The sequence below is a fragment of the Pseudonocardia sp. ICBG601 genome (genome assembly GCF_020496245.1).
The window spans coordinates 2,342,847-2,356,057 of the sequence record NZ_JAHLJA010000148.1 but is presented as its reverse complement, the minus strand read 5'-3'; the positions used below and the strand labels follow the sequence as shown (position 1 = coordinate 2,356,057).

At 75.1% G+C, this 13,211-nt stretch carries 10 protein-coding genes; 1 reads left to right on the top strand and 9 read right to left on the bottom strand.

All coding sequences use genetic code 11. The features are described from left to right. Positions 1-4: 4 nt before the first annotated feature. The 9 genes from KPL57_RS40570 to KPL57_RS40530 all read right to left on the bottom strand — a co-directional run bounded on the left by KPL57_RS40570 (position 5) and on the right by KPL57_RS40530 (position 12,388). The gene (locus tag KPL57_RS40570; protein WP_226355743.1) at positions 5-343 is read right to left on the bottom strand and encodes a P-II family nitrogen regulator; all 339 of its coding nucleotides are present in this window, start codon (positions 341-343) and stop codon (positions 5-7) included. Further along, a complete protein-coding gene (locus tag KPL57_RS40565; RefSeq protein WP_226355742.1) occupies positions 340-1,632 on the bottom strand; it encodes an ammonium transporter in 1,293 nt (430 codons plus the stop codon). Before KPL57_RS40565 ends, KPL57_RS40570 begins: the two co-directional genes overlap by 4 nt. Before the next feature lie 99 nt (positions 1,633-1,731). Next, on the bottom strand, positions 1,732-4,131 hold the full coding sequence (locus KPL57_RS40560; protein ID WP_226355741.1) for a [protein-PII] uridylyltransferase: 2,400 nt from the start codon (positions 4,129-4,131) through the stop codon (positions 1,732-1,734). Positions 4,132-4,269: 138 nt separating this feature from the next. After that, complete coding sequence (locus KPL57_RS40555; RefSeq protein ID WP_062401001.1) at positions 4,270-4,608, bottom strand: P-II family nitrogen regulator; 339 nt, start codon at positions 4,606-4,608, stop codon at positions 4,270-4,272. Between the two features lie 3 nt (positions 4,609-4,611). Then, a complete protein-coding gene (locus tag KPL57_RS40550; RefSeq protein ID WP_374203867.1) occupies positions 4,612-5,871 on the bottom strand; it encodes an ammonium transporter in 1,260 nt (419 codons plus the stop codon). A gap of 288 nt (positions 5,872-6,159) precedes the next feature. Then, on the bottom strand, positions 6,160-7,905 hold the full coding sequence (gene ftsY, locus KPL57_RS40545) for a signal recognition particle-docking protein FtsY (protein ID WP_226355739.1): 1,746 nt from the start codon (positions 7,903-7,905) through the stop codon (positions 6,160-6,162). A gap of 56 nt (positions 7,906-7,961) precedes the next feature. Continuing rightward, on the bottom strand, positions 7,962-11,567 hold the full coding sequence (gene smc, locus KPL57_RS40540; RefSeq protein WP_226355738.1) for a chromosome segregation protein SMC: 3,606 nt from the start codon (positions 11,565-11,567) through the stop codon (positions 7,962-7,964). Positions 11,568-11,619: 52 nt separating this feature from the next. Beyond that, positions 11,620-12,036, bottom strand: a complete 417-nt coding sequence (locus KPL57_RS40535; protein WP_226355737.1) for a VOC family protein — start codon at positions 12,034-12,036, stop codon at positions 11,620-11,622. Positions 12,037-12,097: 61 nt separating this feature from the next. Next, positions 12,098-12,388 (bottom strand): acylphosphatase, encoded by a 291-nt coding sequence (locus KPL57_RS40530; protein ID WP_226355736.1) that lies wholly within the window; start codon positions 12,386-12,388, stop codon positions 12,098-12,100. Positions 12,389-12,410: 22 nt separating this feature from the next. On the opposite strand from KPL57_RS40530, the gene KPL57_RS40525 reads away from it, so the two are divergent. Then, positions 12,411-13,211: a CAP domain-containing protein gene (locus KPL57_RS40525; protein WP_226355735.1), complete on the top strand. Its 801-nt coding sequence runs from the start codon at positions 12,411-12,413 to the stop codon at positions 13,209-13,211.

Below are 13,211 nucleotides of genomic sequence, written 5' to 3'. Positions count from 1 at the left end.
GCGGTCACAGGGCGTCGGAGCCGCGCTCCCCGGTGCGGACGCGGACGACGTTCTCCACCGGGACGACCCAGACCTTGCCGTCGCCGATCCGGCCGGTGTGCGCGGCGTCGACGACCGCCTGCACGACCCGGTCGGCCTGCTCGTCGTCGACGACGACCTCGACCTTGACCTTGGGCACGAAGTCGACCGAGTACTCCGCGCCCCGGTAGACCTCGGTGTGGCCCTTCTGGCGGCCGAAGCCCTGGACCTCCGAGGTCGTCAGGCCCAGCACCCCGAGCTCCTCGAGCGCGTCCTTGACGTCGCCCAGGACGAACGGCTTGACGATCGCGGTCACCAGCTTCATCGGTCCCCCTCCTCGGTGATCCGCCCGGCCGGCCCGCGGCCCGCCGTGCGCATCGTGCTGAACTCGTACGCGGTCTCGGCGTGCTCGGCCTCGTCGATGCCGCCGTGCTCGTCGTCGGGGGCGGCGCGGAAGCCGATCGTCCGCGACACCACCCAGGCGATCAGCGCCGTCATCCCGAACGCCCAGACCGCCGCGACCAGCACCGACAGCGCCTGCCTGCCGAGCTGGGCGAGGCCGCCGCCGTAGAACAGGCCGTCGGCGCCCGCCGGGTTGACCGCGTCGGTCGCGACGAGACCCAGCATCAGCATGCCGATGACCCCGCCGATCCCGTGGATCGCGACGACGTCGAGCGAGTCGTCGTAACCGAACCGGTACTTCAGCCGGATCGCGAGCTGGCACAGCAGCCCGGCGAGCACGCCGATCGCCAGCGCACCCCAGGTGTCGACGTAGCCGCAGGCCGGGGTGATCGCGACCAGCCCCGCGACGGCGGCCGAGGCGGCCCCGAGGCTGGTCGGACGGCCGTCGAGCCGGTCCTCCAGGACCAGCCACGCGACGACGGCGGCGGACGCGGCGGTCATCGTGGTGACGAAGGCGTTGGCCGCGGTGGCCCCGGCGGCGAGCGCGGACCCGGCGTTGAACCCGAACCAGCCGAACCACAGCAGGCCCGCCCCGAGCAGCACCAGCGGCAGGTTGTGCGGGCGCATCGGCTCGCGCGGCCAGCCGCGGCGGGCGCCGAGGACCAGCGCGAGCGCGAGCGCCGAGGCGCCGGAGTTCACCTCGACCGCGGCGCCGCCCGCGAAGTCGAGGGCGCCGACGGTGTTGACCAGCCAGCCGCCGCGCTGCGACACCGCGCCGTCGACGGCGAAGGTCCAGTGCGCCAGCGGGATGTAGACCACGACCACCCAGACCGCGACGAACAGCGTCCAGGCCCGGAACCGGGCCCGGTCGGCGACGGCGCCGGACACCAGCGCCCCGGTGATCACGGCGAACATCAGCTGGAACATCGCGAACGCCTGCACCGGCACGTCGCCGACCAGCGCGTTCGGGTCGGTGATCCCGGCCAGCTCGAACCCGCCGATCAGCCCGCCGTGCGAGTCTCCGAAGGCCAGCGAGAACCCGAACACGACCCAGACGAGCCCGATCACGCCGAGGCAGACGATGCTCATCATCATCATGTTGAGCACGCTCTTGGCGCGGACCATGCCGCCGTAGAACAGTGCCAGCCCCGGGGTCATGAGCATGACCAGGGCGGCGCTGCCGAGCAGGTAGGCGGTGTTGCCGGTGTCCACGTCGACACTCCTCGTCGCACGCTGCACCGGGCGGGCCCGCACCGGCGACGAGCATGATCGTCGCCGGGCGGCCGCTGTTGCAAGGCGACACGACCCGCGTCACGTCGCGGGGCGGGCCTCCCCCCGCCCGGCGGCCACCGTGAGGACCGCCTTCTCGATCTCGCTGCGGGCCGACCGGTCCGGGGACCCGCCGATGCCGAAGGAGTCGACGACCGAGGCGCCGAGGGTCTCCACCCGGGCCCAGACGAGGTCGACCCCGGTCCGTTCGAGGGCGGCGGTGACGTGGTGGAGCAGCCCGATGCGGTCGGTGCCGCGCAGCTCCAGCACGACCGCGCCGGTGGCCTCGTCGTCGAACCACAGCACCCGCGGCGGGGCGGTCCGTTCCACCTCCGGCGTCGACGGCGCGTAGTCGCGTTCCTTGCGGGCCAGCGCCTGCACCAAGTCCAGCGACCCGGCGCGCACCCGCACCAGGTCGGAGCGGACCAGCGCCGGGTCGGGCAGGCCGCCGAACCGCGGGGTCACCGCGAACGTCTCGACCGCGACCCCGTCGGACACGTTCACGTCGGCGGTGTGCACCTGCAGCGAGTGCAGGGCGAGCACCCCGGCGACGGCCGACAGCACCCCGCGCCCGTCGGGCAGCGCGACGGTGACCGACGCGACGTCGTCCTCGCCGGCGAAGCGGACCTGCGGCTCCCCCGCCGCCGTGACGGCGTCGACCATCTCCTGGTGGGCCGGGTCCGGCGGGCCGGGCTCGACGAACGGACGGCCGTCGAGCGCGGACAGGCAGCGCCCGGCCAGCCCCTGGATCAGGGTGCGCCGCCACGGGCTCCACACACCGGGCCCGGTGCCGAGCGAGTCGGCCTCGGCCAGCGCGTCGAGCAGCTCCAGCAGCAGCGCCACGTCGGCGTCGCCCCGGCCGGCCGGTGCGACCGCCTCGCGCAGCGTCTCGAGCACCCGCGACACCGTCGCCGGGTCCTCCGGGTCGCGACGGGTCGCGGTGTGCGGCAGCAGCAGGTGGTGACGCACCATCGCCGCCAGCAGCACGAGGTCGCCCTCGCGCAGCCCGAGCCGCTCGCCGATCTGGCGGACCAGCGACTCCCCCACCACCGAGTGGTCACCGCCGCGGCCCTTGCCGATGTCGTGCAGCAGCGCGCCGACCAGCAGCAGGTCCGGGCGCGCGACCCGGGTGGTGAGCCGGGCGGCCTCGGCGGAGACCTCGACGAGATGGCGGTCGACCGTCCAGACGTGCGTGCGGTCCCGCGGCGGCAGGTCGCGGACCGCGCCCCACTCGGGGAACAGCCGCCCCCACAGCCCGGTGCGGTCCAGCGACTCGACCACCGCGACGGCGGCCTTGCCGGTCCCGAGCAGGGCGAGCAGCTCGGCCAGCGCGGTCCGCGGCCACGGCGCGCGCAGCTCCGGGGCGGTGTCGGCGAGCCGGGACAGGGTGCCCGCGGAGATCGGCAGCCCGGTGCGGGCGGCGGTGGCGGCGACCCGCAGGACCAGGGCCGGGTCCTTCGTCGCGGACGCGTCGCGGGCGAGCCCGACCTCCCCCGCGTGCTCGACGACGCCGGAGTCCAGCGGCCGGCGCACCGGCGGGCGACGGAGCGCGGCGAGCCCCCGGCGGGGCAGCGCGTTGCGGGCCTGGCGCAGCCCGACCTCGGTCGCGAAGGCGACCGCGCGGGCCGCCCCGGACAGGGCGCGGGCCAGGTCGAACCGGTCCCCGACGTCGAGGATCGTGGCGATGTCGTCGGCCTCCTGGGCGCGCAGGACATCGCGGGCCCGGCCGGAGAGCCGGTGCAGCTCGGTGCGCACGTCCAGCAGCAGCCCACGGGCGGCGACGACGTCGGCCCCCGGCCGGTCGACGAGCTGGGCGGTGGCCAGTGCGTCGAGCAGCTGCACGTCCCGCAGGCCGCCGTGGCCGTTCTTCAGGTCCGGCTCGATGCGGTGGGCGACGTCGCCGTTGCGCCGCCAGCGGTCGGTGGTGGTGTCGACGATCTCGTCGAAGCGGCTGCGCATCCCGGCCCGCCAGGCCGCGCGGACGGCGTCGCGGACCTTGCCGGTGAGCGTCGCGTCCCCGGCGACGTGCCGCAGCTCCAGCAGCCCGAAGGCCGCCCGCAGGTCGGTAGCCGCGATCTGGACGGCCTGTCCGGGGGTGCGCACCGAATGGTCGAGCCCGATCCCGGCGTCCCAGAGCGGATACCAGAGCTTCTCCGCGAGCGCGTCGACGTCGGTCCGGCCGTCGTGCAGGAGCACGAGGTCGAGGTCGGACCAGGGGCACAGCTCGCGCCGTCCGAGCGCACCGACGGCCGCCAGCGCCGTCCCGCTGCCCTCACCGCCGACCCCGAGTGCCGCGCACCGGGAGGAGAGCCAGAAGTCGTGCAGGTCGACCAGAGCGGCCCGCAACGCCTCCGGGCCGTGGTGGTGCCGGCCGTTGGATTCCAGGAGGACCGATTTCGCCTTGACCAGGTCCGCCGCTTCGCCCGACCCGAGGACCGTCATCGCCCCGCGCCACCCGCTTCCTGTTCGTTCGAGTAGTGGACCGCATACATGCCGTGATGTCCGATTCGAATCCGGACGGCGGACGGCCCGCCGCACTCCGGGAAGGGAGCACGACGGGCCGTCGCGAGGGACCGTCGGTCAGATGGCGTCGGCGCCGCGTTCTCCGGTACGGACGCGGACCACGGTCTCGACCGGGGTCACCCAGACCTTGCCGTCACCGATCTTGCCGGTGCGGGCGGCCTCGACGACCGCGTCGACGACCTTGTCCTGCAGCGCGTCGTCGACCACGACCTCGACGCGGACCTTCGGCACGAAGTCGACCGAGTACTCCGCACCCCGGTAGACCTCGGTGTGGCCCTTCTGGCGGCCGTAGCCCTGGACCTCGCTGATGGTCAGACCGAGCACGCCGATCTGTTCCAGGGCGCCCTTGACGTCCTCCAGGACGAACGGCTTGACGATGGCGGTCACGAGCTTCACGGGTCAGACCTCCTGCTTCGCGGCGGGGGTGGCCTTCGCCTCGGTGGCGGGCTTCGGCGAGGAGCCGAGACCGCCGCCGCCGCGCAGGCCGGAGAACTCGTAGCCGGTCTCGGCGTGCTCCGCCTCGTCGATGCCGGCCTGCTCGGCCTCGTCCTCGACACGCAGGCCGAGGGTGGCCTTGACGACGAGCGCGATGATCGCGGTCACGATGCCGCAGTAGATCAGCGTGGCGAGCGCGGCCACGGCCTGGCGCCAGAGCTGGTCGAGGCCGCCGCCGTAGAACAGGCCGTTGGTCTCGTCGGGGGCGATGTCGGTGGCGAAGAAGCCGATGGCCAGGGTGCCCCAGAGGCCGGCGACGAGGTGGACGCCGACGACGTCGAACGAGTCGTCGAAGCCGAGCTTGTACTTCCAGCCGACCGCGTAGGCCGACAGCGCACCGGCGAGGACACCGATGGCGAGCGCGCCCAGCGGCGAGACCGAGGCGCAGGCCGGGGTGATCGCGACCAGACCCGCGACGATGCCGGAGGCGGCGCCGAGCGAGGTGGCCTTGCCGTAGCGGATCTTCTCGATCAGCAGCCAGCCGAGGATGGCGGCGGCGGTGGCGGCGATGGTGTTGGTGAAGGCGTAGGCGGCGGCCCAGTCGGCGGCACCGGACGACCCGGCGTTGAAGCCGAACCAGCCGAACCAGAGCAGACCGGCACCCAGCATGACCATGGTCAGGTTGTGCGGGCGCATCGCCTCACGCGGCCAGCCGCGACGCTTGCCCAGGATGATGCAGAGGACCAGGGCGGCCATACCGGCGTTGATGTGGACGGCGGTGCCGCCGGCGAAGTCGAGCGCGCCCAGCGTGGTGGCGATCCAGCCCTGCTCCAGGTCGAAGACCCAGTGCGCGATCGGGAAGTAGACCAGGACGGCCCACAGGCCGGAGAAGAGCATCCACGCGCCGAACTTCATGCGGTCGGCGGCGGCACCGGCGATCAGCGCGACCGTCAGGATCGCGAACATCGCCTGGAAGCTGACGAAGGCCAGCTGTGGCAGCGTCTCGGCGGCCTGGTCGTTCGCCAGGATCGCGGTGAGGCCGAAGTAGGCGAACGGGTCGCCCAGCAGGCCGCCGCCGAGGTCCGGGCCGAAGGTCATCGAGTAGCCGAACAGGATCCAGAGGACACCGACGAGGCCCAGCGAGCTGAAGCACATCATCATCATGTTCAGCACGCTCTTGGACCGGGCCTGGCCGCCGTAGAACAGCGCGACCCCCGGTGTCATGAGCAGTACGAGCGCGGCGCTCGCCAGGATCCAGGCGGTGTCGCCGCCGTTGAGGGCCTCTGCAGGCACTGTTCCTCCCATGTCCGTCCATCTGGCTGACTGGGGAGGAAGAATGGTGATCGCGTGTTTCGCATTCGGCGCCTGTCCGTTTCGTAACGGTTAACAGGCCGCCGCACCGGATGACGGTTGGGTTACCCAACCGGATCCGGAGGACCGAAGGTCATCCGAATGGTCCGGTTCGTGACGTGGCGCACGGTGCGGGCCGTCCGGGACGGCCCGCACCGTGACTCAGTCGAGCAGTGCCTCGACGAACGCGGTGGGCTCGAACGGGGCCAGGTCGTCGGGCCCCTCACCGAGCCCGACGAGCTTGACCGGCACCCCCAGCTCGCGCTGGACGCGGAACACGATGCCGCCCTTGGCGGTGCCGTCGAGCTTGGTGAGCACCACCCCGGTGACGTCCACGACCTCACCGAACACCCGCGCCTGGGTCAGCCCGTTCTGGCCGGTGGTGGCGTCGAGGACGAGCAGGACCTCGTCGACCCGGGCCTGCTTCTCGACGACGCGCTTGACCTTGCCCAGCTCGTCCATCAGGCCGGTCTTGGTGTGCAGCCGGCCCGCGGTGTCGAGCAGGACGGCGTCCACCCCGTCGTCGGTGCCGCGCTTGACGGCGTCGAAGGCGACCGAGGCCGGGTCGGCGCCCTCGGGCCCGCGGACGACACCGGCGCCGGAGCGCTCGCCCCAGGTGACGAGCTGCTCGGCGGCGGCGGCACGGAAGGTGTCGGCCGCGCCGAGGGTCACCCGGTGCCCGCCCGCGACCAGCACCCGGGCGAGCTTGCCGGTGGTGGTGGTCTTGCCGGTGCCGTTGACGCCGACGACCAGCAGCACCGCGGGGCGCCCGTCGTGCGGCAGCGCGTGCACCGAGCGGTCCTGGCCGGTGCCGAGGGCCTCGACGAGCACGTCACGCAGGGCGGCGCGGGCCGCCTCGGCGGTGCGGACGCCGCGGGTCGCGATCTGCTCGCGCAGCTTCCCGACGATCTCGGCGGTCGTCTCGGGGCCCAGGTCGGCCTGCAGCAGGGTGGCCTCGACGTCCTCCCACGACTCCTCGTCGAGGTCGCCGGCGCCGAGCAGGCCCAGCAGGCTCTGTCCGAGCCCGGAGCGCGAGCGGGACAGCCTGCCGCGCAGCCGGCCGATCCGGCCCTCGGCCGGGGCGATCTCCTCGGTGGGGGCGCCCGGGGCGACCGGGGCCTGCGGGTCCACCGTCTCCGGACGCGCGACCGGCTCGGTCGGGGCACTCGGGGCGGTCCCCGGGCGGGCGACCGGCTCGGTCGGGGTGCTCGGGGCCGTCCCCGGGCGGGCGACCGGCTCGGTCGGGGCACTCGCGGCGGGTGCGGCGGGTGGGGCCGGGATCCGCTCGGTGGTGCCGCCGTCGGGCGTCGCCACGGTTCCGGCGGCCCCGGAGGGGCCCTCGGGTCGGCGGAGCTGGCGGGTGGCCGGGTCCTTGCTGGCCTCGGCCGTGTCGATGACGCGGGCGTCCGGGGTGCCGGTGACGGTCCCGGTCTGCTCGGTGGGAACGGTCGGGCTGCTGGGCGGCGCGGTCGACGGGACCGGCGGGGCGGTGCTGACCGGGATGCCCCCGGGCGGGGTGCGGGCCTCGGTCGCCCCGTCGACGACGGGTGTGCCGCCGGGCGGGGTCCGGACCTCGTCGGCGGTCGGCGCGTCGGCGGCCTCGGCGGGCGGCGCCGGCGCGGCCGGGGTGGCGGGGGTCGGTGTGGCGGCGGTCGGGGCGTCGTCGCCGGGGGCGCGCGGCCGCTCGGGCGCGGTGGCCGTCCCGGAGGAGAACGCGAACCCGCCCCCGGCCTGGTAGCTGCCGCCGGTGCGCGGTGGCTCGTCCGTACCGGTCCCGAGCTCGCGCTGCTGCTCGTCGGACCGCAGGCTGATGCGCCGTCGGCGGGCGGTCACCAGCCCTGCGACGACGGCGATCAGCAACACCGCCACGACGATCGCGACGACGATCCAGAGGGTCTGCGTGGTCACGACGCCACCCTGCCACGCCCGGCCGGCCCGCCGTGCAGGACGGGCCGGTCAGCCGGTCAGGAGGCGGGGCGCAGGCGCTGGGAGATGACCTGGGTGATGCCGTCGCCGCGCATCGAGACGCCGTAGAGGGCGTCGGCGACCTCCATCGTCGGCTTCTGATGGGTGATGACGATGAGCTGGCTGGTCGTGCGCAGCTCCTCCATCAGCGAGATGAGCCGGCGCAGGTTGACGTCGTCGAGGGCGGCCTCGATCTCGTCGAGCACGTAGAACGGCGAGGGCCGGGCCCGGAAGATCGCGACGAGCAGCGCCATCGCGGTCAGCGAGCGCTCCCCGCCGGACAGCAGCGACAGCCGCTTGACCTTCTTGCCCGGTGGGCGGGCCTCGACCTCGATGCCGGTGGTGAGCATGTCGTCGGGGTCGGTGAGCACGAGCCTGCCGTCGCCGCCCGGGAACAGCGTCGCGAACACGGTCTCGAACTCGGCGGCGACGTCGTGGTAGGCGGTGGTGAAGACCTCGAGGATCTTGTCGTCGACCTCGCGGACGACGGTGAGCAGGTCGCGCCGGGTGTTCTTGAGGTCCTCGAGCTGGGTGGACAGGAACTTGTAGCGCTCCTCCAGGGCCGCGAACTCCTCCAGCGCGAGCGGGTTGACCTTGCCGAGCAGCGACAGGTCCTTCTCCGCCCGCTTGAGGCGGCGTTCCTGGGTGGGCCGGTCGAACGGGACCGGCGGCGGTGCGGAGACCTGCTCGCCGCGCTCGCGGGCGGCCTCGTACTCGGCGGTCTCGGCCGCCGACGGCGGCACCGGGACCTCGGGCCCGTACTCGGCGACGAGGTCGTCGACGCCGATGCCGTGGTCGCCCAGGATCTTCTCGGTCAGCTGCTCCAGGCGCATCCGGGTCTGCTGGCGCACCATCTCGTCGCGGTGGACGGCGTCGGTGAGCTTCTCCAGCAGCGCGGTGAGCTTCGTGGTGGTGTCGCGGGCCTCGGTGTGGGCACGCTCGCGTTCGGCGCGGGCGGCCTGGATCTCGTCGCGCTCCGCGGCCGCGGCGGCCAGGGAGCGTTCGATCCGCTCGGCGGCGACGTGCCCGGCGTCGACGACGAGCCGGGCGACCTCGGAGGCCCGCTCCCGTTCGGCGGCCGCGGCGGCGGCCCGGGACCGGGCGAGGCGCTCGCCGTGCGCCTGGCGGCGCAGGGTCTCGGCGCGCCCGGCGATGGCGCGGGCCCGCTCCTCGGCGGTGCGCAGCGCGAGGCGGCACTCGACCTCCTCGGAGCGGACCTGTTCGACCCGCTCGGCGGCCTCGTCGCGCAGCTCGGTGTCGGGCTCGTCGTCGACCGGGGCGTCGGAGGCCAGCGACAGCTGGTGCTCGGCGGCCTCCAGCTCGATCAGCGAGTCCGACCGCCGCCGTTCGACGGTGTCGCGGCGGTCGCGCAGCCGCTGGGCCTCGGCGCGGGCGGAGGTGACGACCTGTTCGAGCCGCCCGAGCTGGGCGGCGCCCGCCGAGCGGCGCCGGTCGGCGTCGGCGACGGCGGCGCGGGCCGCGGTCAGGTCGGCCCCGCGGGCGGCCTCCTCGGCGCGGGCGCCCTCGCAGGTGGGGCGCAGGGACTCCAGCTCGGCGTCGACGGCGTCGCGGGCGGTGACCGCGTCGTCCACGGCGGCCTGCAGCTGCAGCGCGCCCTCCCCGGCGCCGGTGCCGCCGCGGGCGGCGTGCGCGGTGAGCAGGTCCCCCTCGGTCGTGACCGCGGTCAGCCCCGGCCGGGCCCCGACGGCGGTGGCCGCGGCGTCCAGGCCGTCGACGACGACCACCCCGGCCAGCAGCTCCCCCAGCGCCGGGGCGAGCGCGGGCGGGGCGGTGACGAGCGCGGCCGCCCAGCGCCCGGCGGGCGGGGCGCCGTCGGGGACCGGGACCGGCACCCGTCCGGCGGCGCGGTCGGCCCCGGCGGACCCGGCGCCGACGAGCAGCGCGGCCCGGCCCGCGTCACCGCGGCGCAGGGACCGCAGCGCGTCGGCCGCGGACACCACGGAGGCGACGGCGACGCCCTCGGCCAGCTCGCCCAGCGCCGCGGCGACCGCGGCCCGCCCGGACGGCTCGACCTCGACGAGCTCGGCGACGGCGCCGAGCACCCCGTCGTCGCCGGAGTCGAGCAGGGCACCGGTCCCGTCGCGGCGGACCAGGCCGACCTGCAGGGCGTCGACCCGGGCCCGCCAGTGCGCGCGGCGCTGCTCGGCGTCGCGTTCGGCGGCGACCAGCTCGGCGACCCGCTCGGCCGCGCTGCGGTGCGCGGCCTCGGCCTGCTCCACCCGGGCGGCGAGCGCGTCGGTGTCCGCGTCGTCCCCGGACACGCCGAGGGACTCCCGGGCGGTCTCCAGCTCGGCCTCGGCCTCGGCGGTCCGGTCGCCCGCCTCGGCGAGCGCCTCGGACAGCCGCTCGATCTCCTCCGCGGTCGCGGCGACCCCGGAGCGCAGCGCGTCGGCCTTCCCGGCGAGGGTGGCGATCCCGGCACGGCGGTCGGCGATGGCGCGCACGGCGGCCAGATGCTCGCGTTCGGCGGCGGCGAGGGTCCGCTCGCGCTCGGCCTTCTCGGTGACGGCCTCGTCGAGCAGGCGCCGGGCGACGGCGACGGCGGCGACCAGCTCGTCCTCCTGCTCGGCGACCGCGTCGGCCTCGGCCTCGGTCTCGTCCGGGTCGCGGCCGGGGGTGCGCCCCGCCTCGGCCGAGGAGGTGAGGTGGCGGACGCGTTCCTCGGCGAGGCGCACCGTGCCGCGCAGCCGCTCGGCCAGCGCGGAGAGCTGGTACCAGGTGTCCTGGGCGATCTGCAGCCGCGGCGCGTCCGCGGCGAGCGCGGTCTCCAGCTCGTCCTGGCGCTCGCGGGCGACGTCGAGCTGCTCCTCGACCTCGGCGCGGCGGCGCCGGGCCTGCTCCTGGGACGCCTCCTCGCGCTGGGTCTCCTCGGACAGGGTCACGTAGTCGTCGGCGGCCAGGCGGAGCCGGGCGTCGCGCAGCTCGGTCTGCACGGCCTGGGCGCGGCGGGCGATCTCGGCCTGGCGACCCAGCGGCTTGAGCTGGCGGCGCAGCTCGGCGGTGAGGTCGGTGAGCCGGGTGAGGTTGGCCTGCATCGCGTCGAGCTTGCGGAGCGCCTTCTCCTTGCGCTTGCGGTGCTTGAGGACCCCGGCGGCCTCCTCGATGTAGGAGCGGCGGTCCTCCGGCTTGGACTGCAGCACCCCGTCGAGCTGGCCCTGCCCGACGATGACGTGCATCTCCCGGCCGATGCCGGAGTCGCTGAGCAGCTCCTGCACGTCCAGCAGCCGGGCGCGGGAGCCGTTGATCTCGTACTCGCCGGCGCCGTCGCGGAACATCCGGCGGGTCACCGAGACCTCGGAGTAGTCGATCGGCAGGGCGCCGTCGGAGTTGTCGATGGTGAGGGTGACCTCGGCGCGGCCCAGCGCCGCCCGGCCGGACGTGCCGGCGAAGATCACGTCCTCCATCTTGCCGCCGCGCAGCGCCTTGGCGCCCTGCTCACCGAGCACCCAGCTGATCGCGTCGACGACGTTGGACTTGCCCGAGCCGTTCGGCCCGACGACGCAGGTGATCCCCGGCTCCAGGCGCAGCGTGGTGGCCGAGGCGAAGGACTTGAAGCCCTTCATCGTCAGCGTCTTCAGGTGCACGGGCGGGGATCTCCAGGTGCGCGGGGGGCGACCAGGGTATCCGGGCGCACCCTCAGGTGGTGGGGGTGGAGGCGTTGACCAGCCAGCGGACGCCGAAGCGGTCGGTGAGCTGGCCGAACTCGTCGCCCCACATCTGCTTCTCCATCGCGACGTCGACGACGCCGCCCTCGGCGAGCCCGGCGAAGAAGCCGCGCAGCTTCTCCGGGTCGTCGCCGGAGAGGCTGACCGAGATGCCCGACGGGGCCCCGGTCGGGCGCCGCGGGTCGCCGTCGGAGGCCATGAGGGCGAAGCCGTCGGGGGTGCCGAGGTAGGCGTGCATGACGCCGTCCGGCGGCGGGACGGGGCCCTCGGCGCCCATGTCACCGAAGGTCATGACCTGCAGCTCGCCGCCCAGCACGGAGCGGTAGAACTCCATCGCCTCGCGCGCGTTGTCGTCGAAGTGCAGGTACGGGGTCATCTGGACGGGCATCGGGACCTCCGGGGTCGGTGTGGGCACAGGTGTAGACCCCCGCACCGACAGAACTGAGCGGTCAGGCCTCGACGAACCCGGAAAATGCGCCGGACGGCTCAGCCCACTGCTCCGACACCGACGTCACCCGCCCCGGGGTGTCCCCGCCGCGCAGCAGCTCCAGCAGGCGGTCGCAGGAGGCACGGTCACCCTCCGCGGTCACCGCGACCCGGCCGTCGGACAGGTTGCGGGCCTGGCCGACGAGGCCGAGCTCGAGCCCCCGCGACCGTGTCCACCAGCGGAAACCGACGCCCTGCACCTCCCCCTGGACCCATGCGATCAGCCGAACGGTCGAATCCGTGTTGCCACTCACAGTGCTGGTACGTTACGCGGCCGTGACCCGACGACGCACACCGCGCGCAGCGAGCGCCGTGCTCGGCGGGGTGGGGGCCGGCGCCGTGCTGGCCATGGCCGCCCCGCTCACCGCACCGGCGCTCACCGCAGCGGGCTCGCCCGACGCCGAACGGCCCGGCGGACCGGTCTCCGACACCCAGCCGCTCCGGGCGGTCGGCGCCGCCTACGCGACGACGGCCCCGGCCCCGGCCGGTGACGGCGCCCCGGTCGACGGCGCCGCGCTCGTCCGCGGTGCGCTCGCCGCCGCCCCGGCCGACCCGGGCTCCTCCGCCCGGACCGCGCTCGACGCGCTCTCCGCGCACGAGGCGGCCACCGCCGCCTCCGCGGCCGCCGCGACCACCGCGGCGGCCGCCACCGCGGAGGCAGCACCCCCGGCCCGGGCCGCGGCGTCACCCGCCGGCGGCGCGGTCGCGGGACTCTCCGGCGAGCTCGCCCGCGTCGTGGAGCTGACCAACGCCGAACGGGCCGCCGCGGGCTGCGGTGCGCTGCGGGCCGACCCGCGGATCAGCGCGGCCGCCCAGGGCCACAGCGAGGACATGGCCGCCCAGGGCTACTTCGCCCACGACAGCCGCGACGGCCGGGACTTCGCCGACCGCATCACCGCGGCGGGCTACGACTCCCCCGGCGCGGAGAACATCGCGATGGGCCAGCCGGACGCGGCGACCGTCGTGCAGGACTGGATGGAGTCCCCCGGGCACCGGAAGAACATCCTGAACTGCTCGCTGACCACGATCGGCGTCGGGCTGGCCGACGGGTACTGGACCCAGGACTTCGGCCGCTGA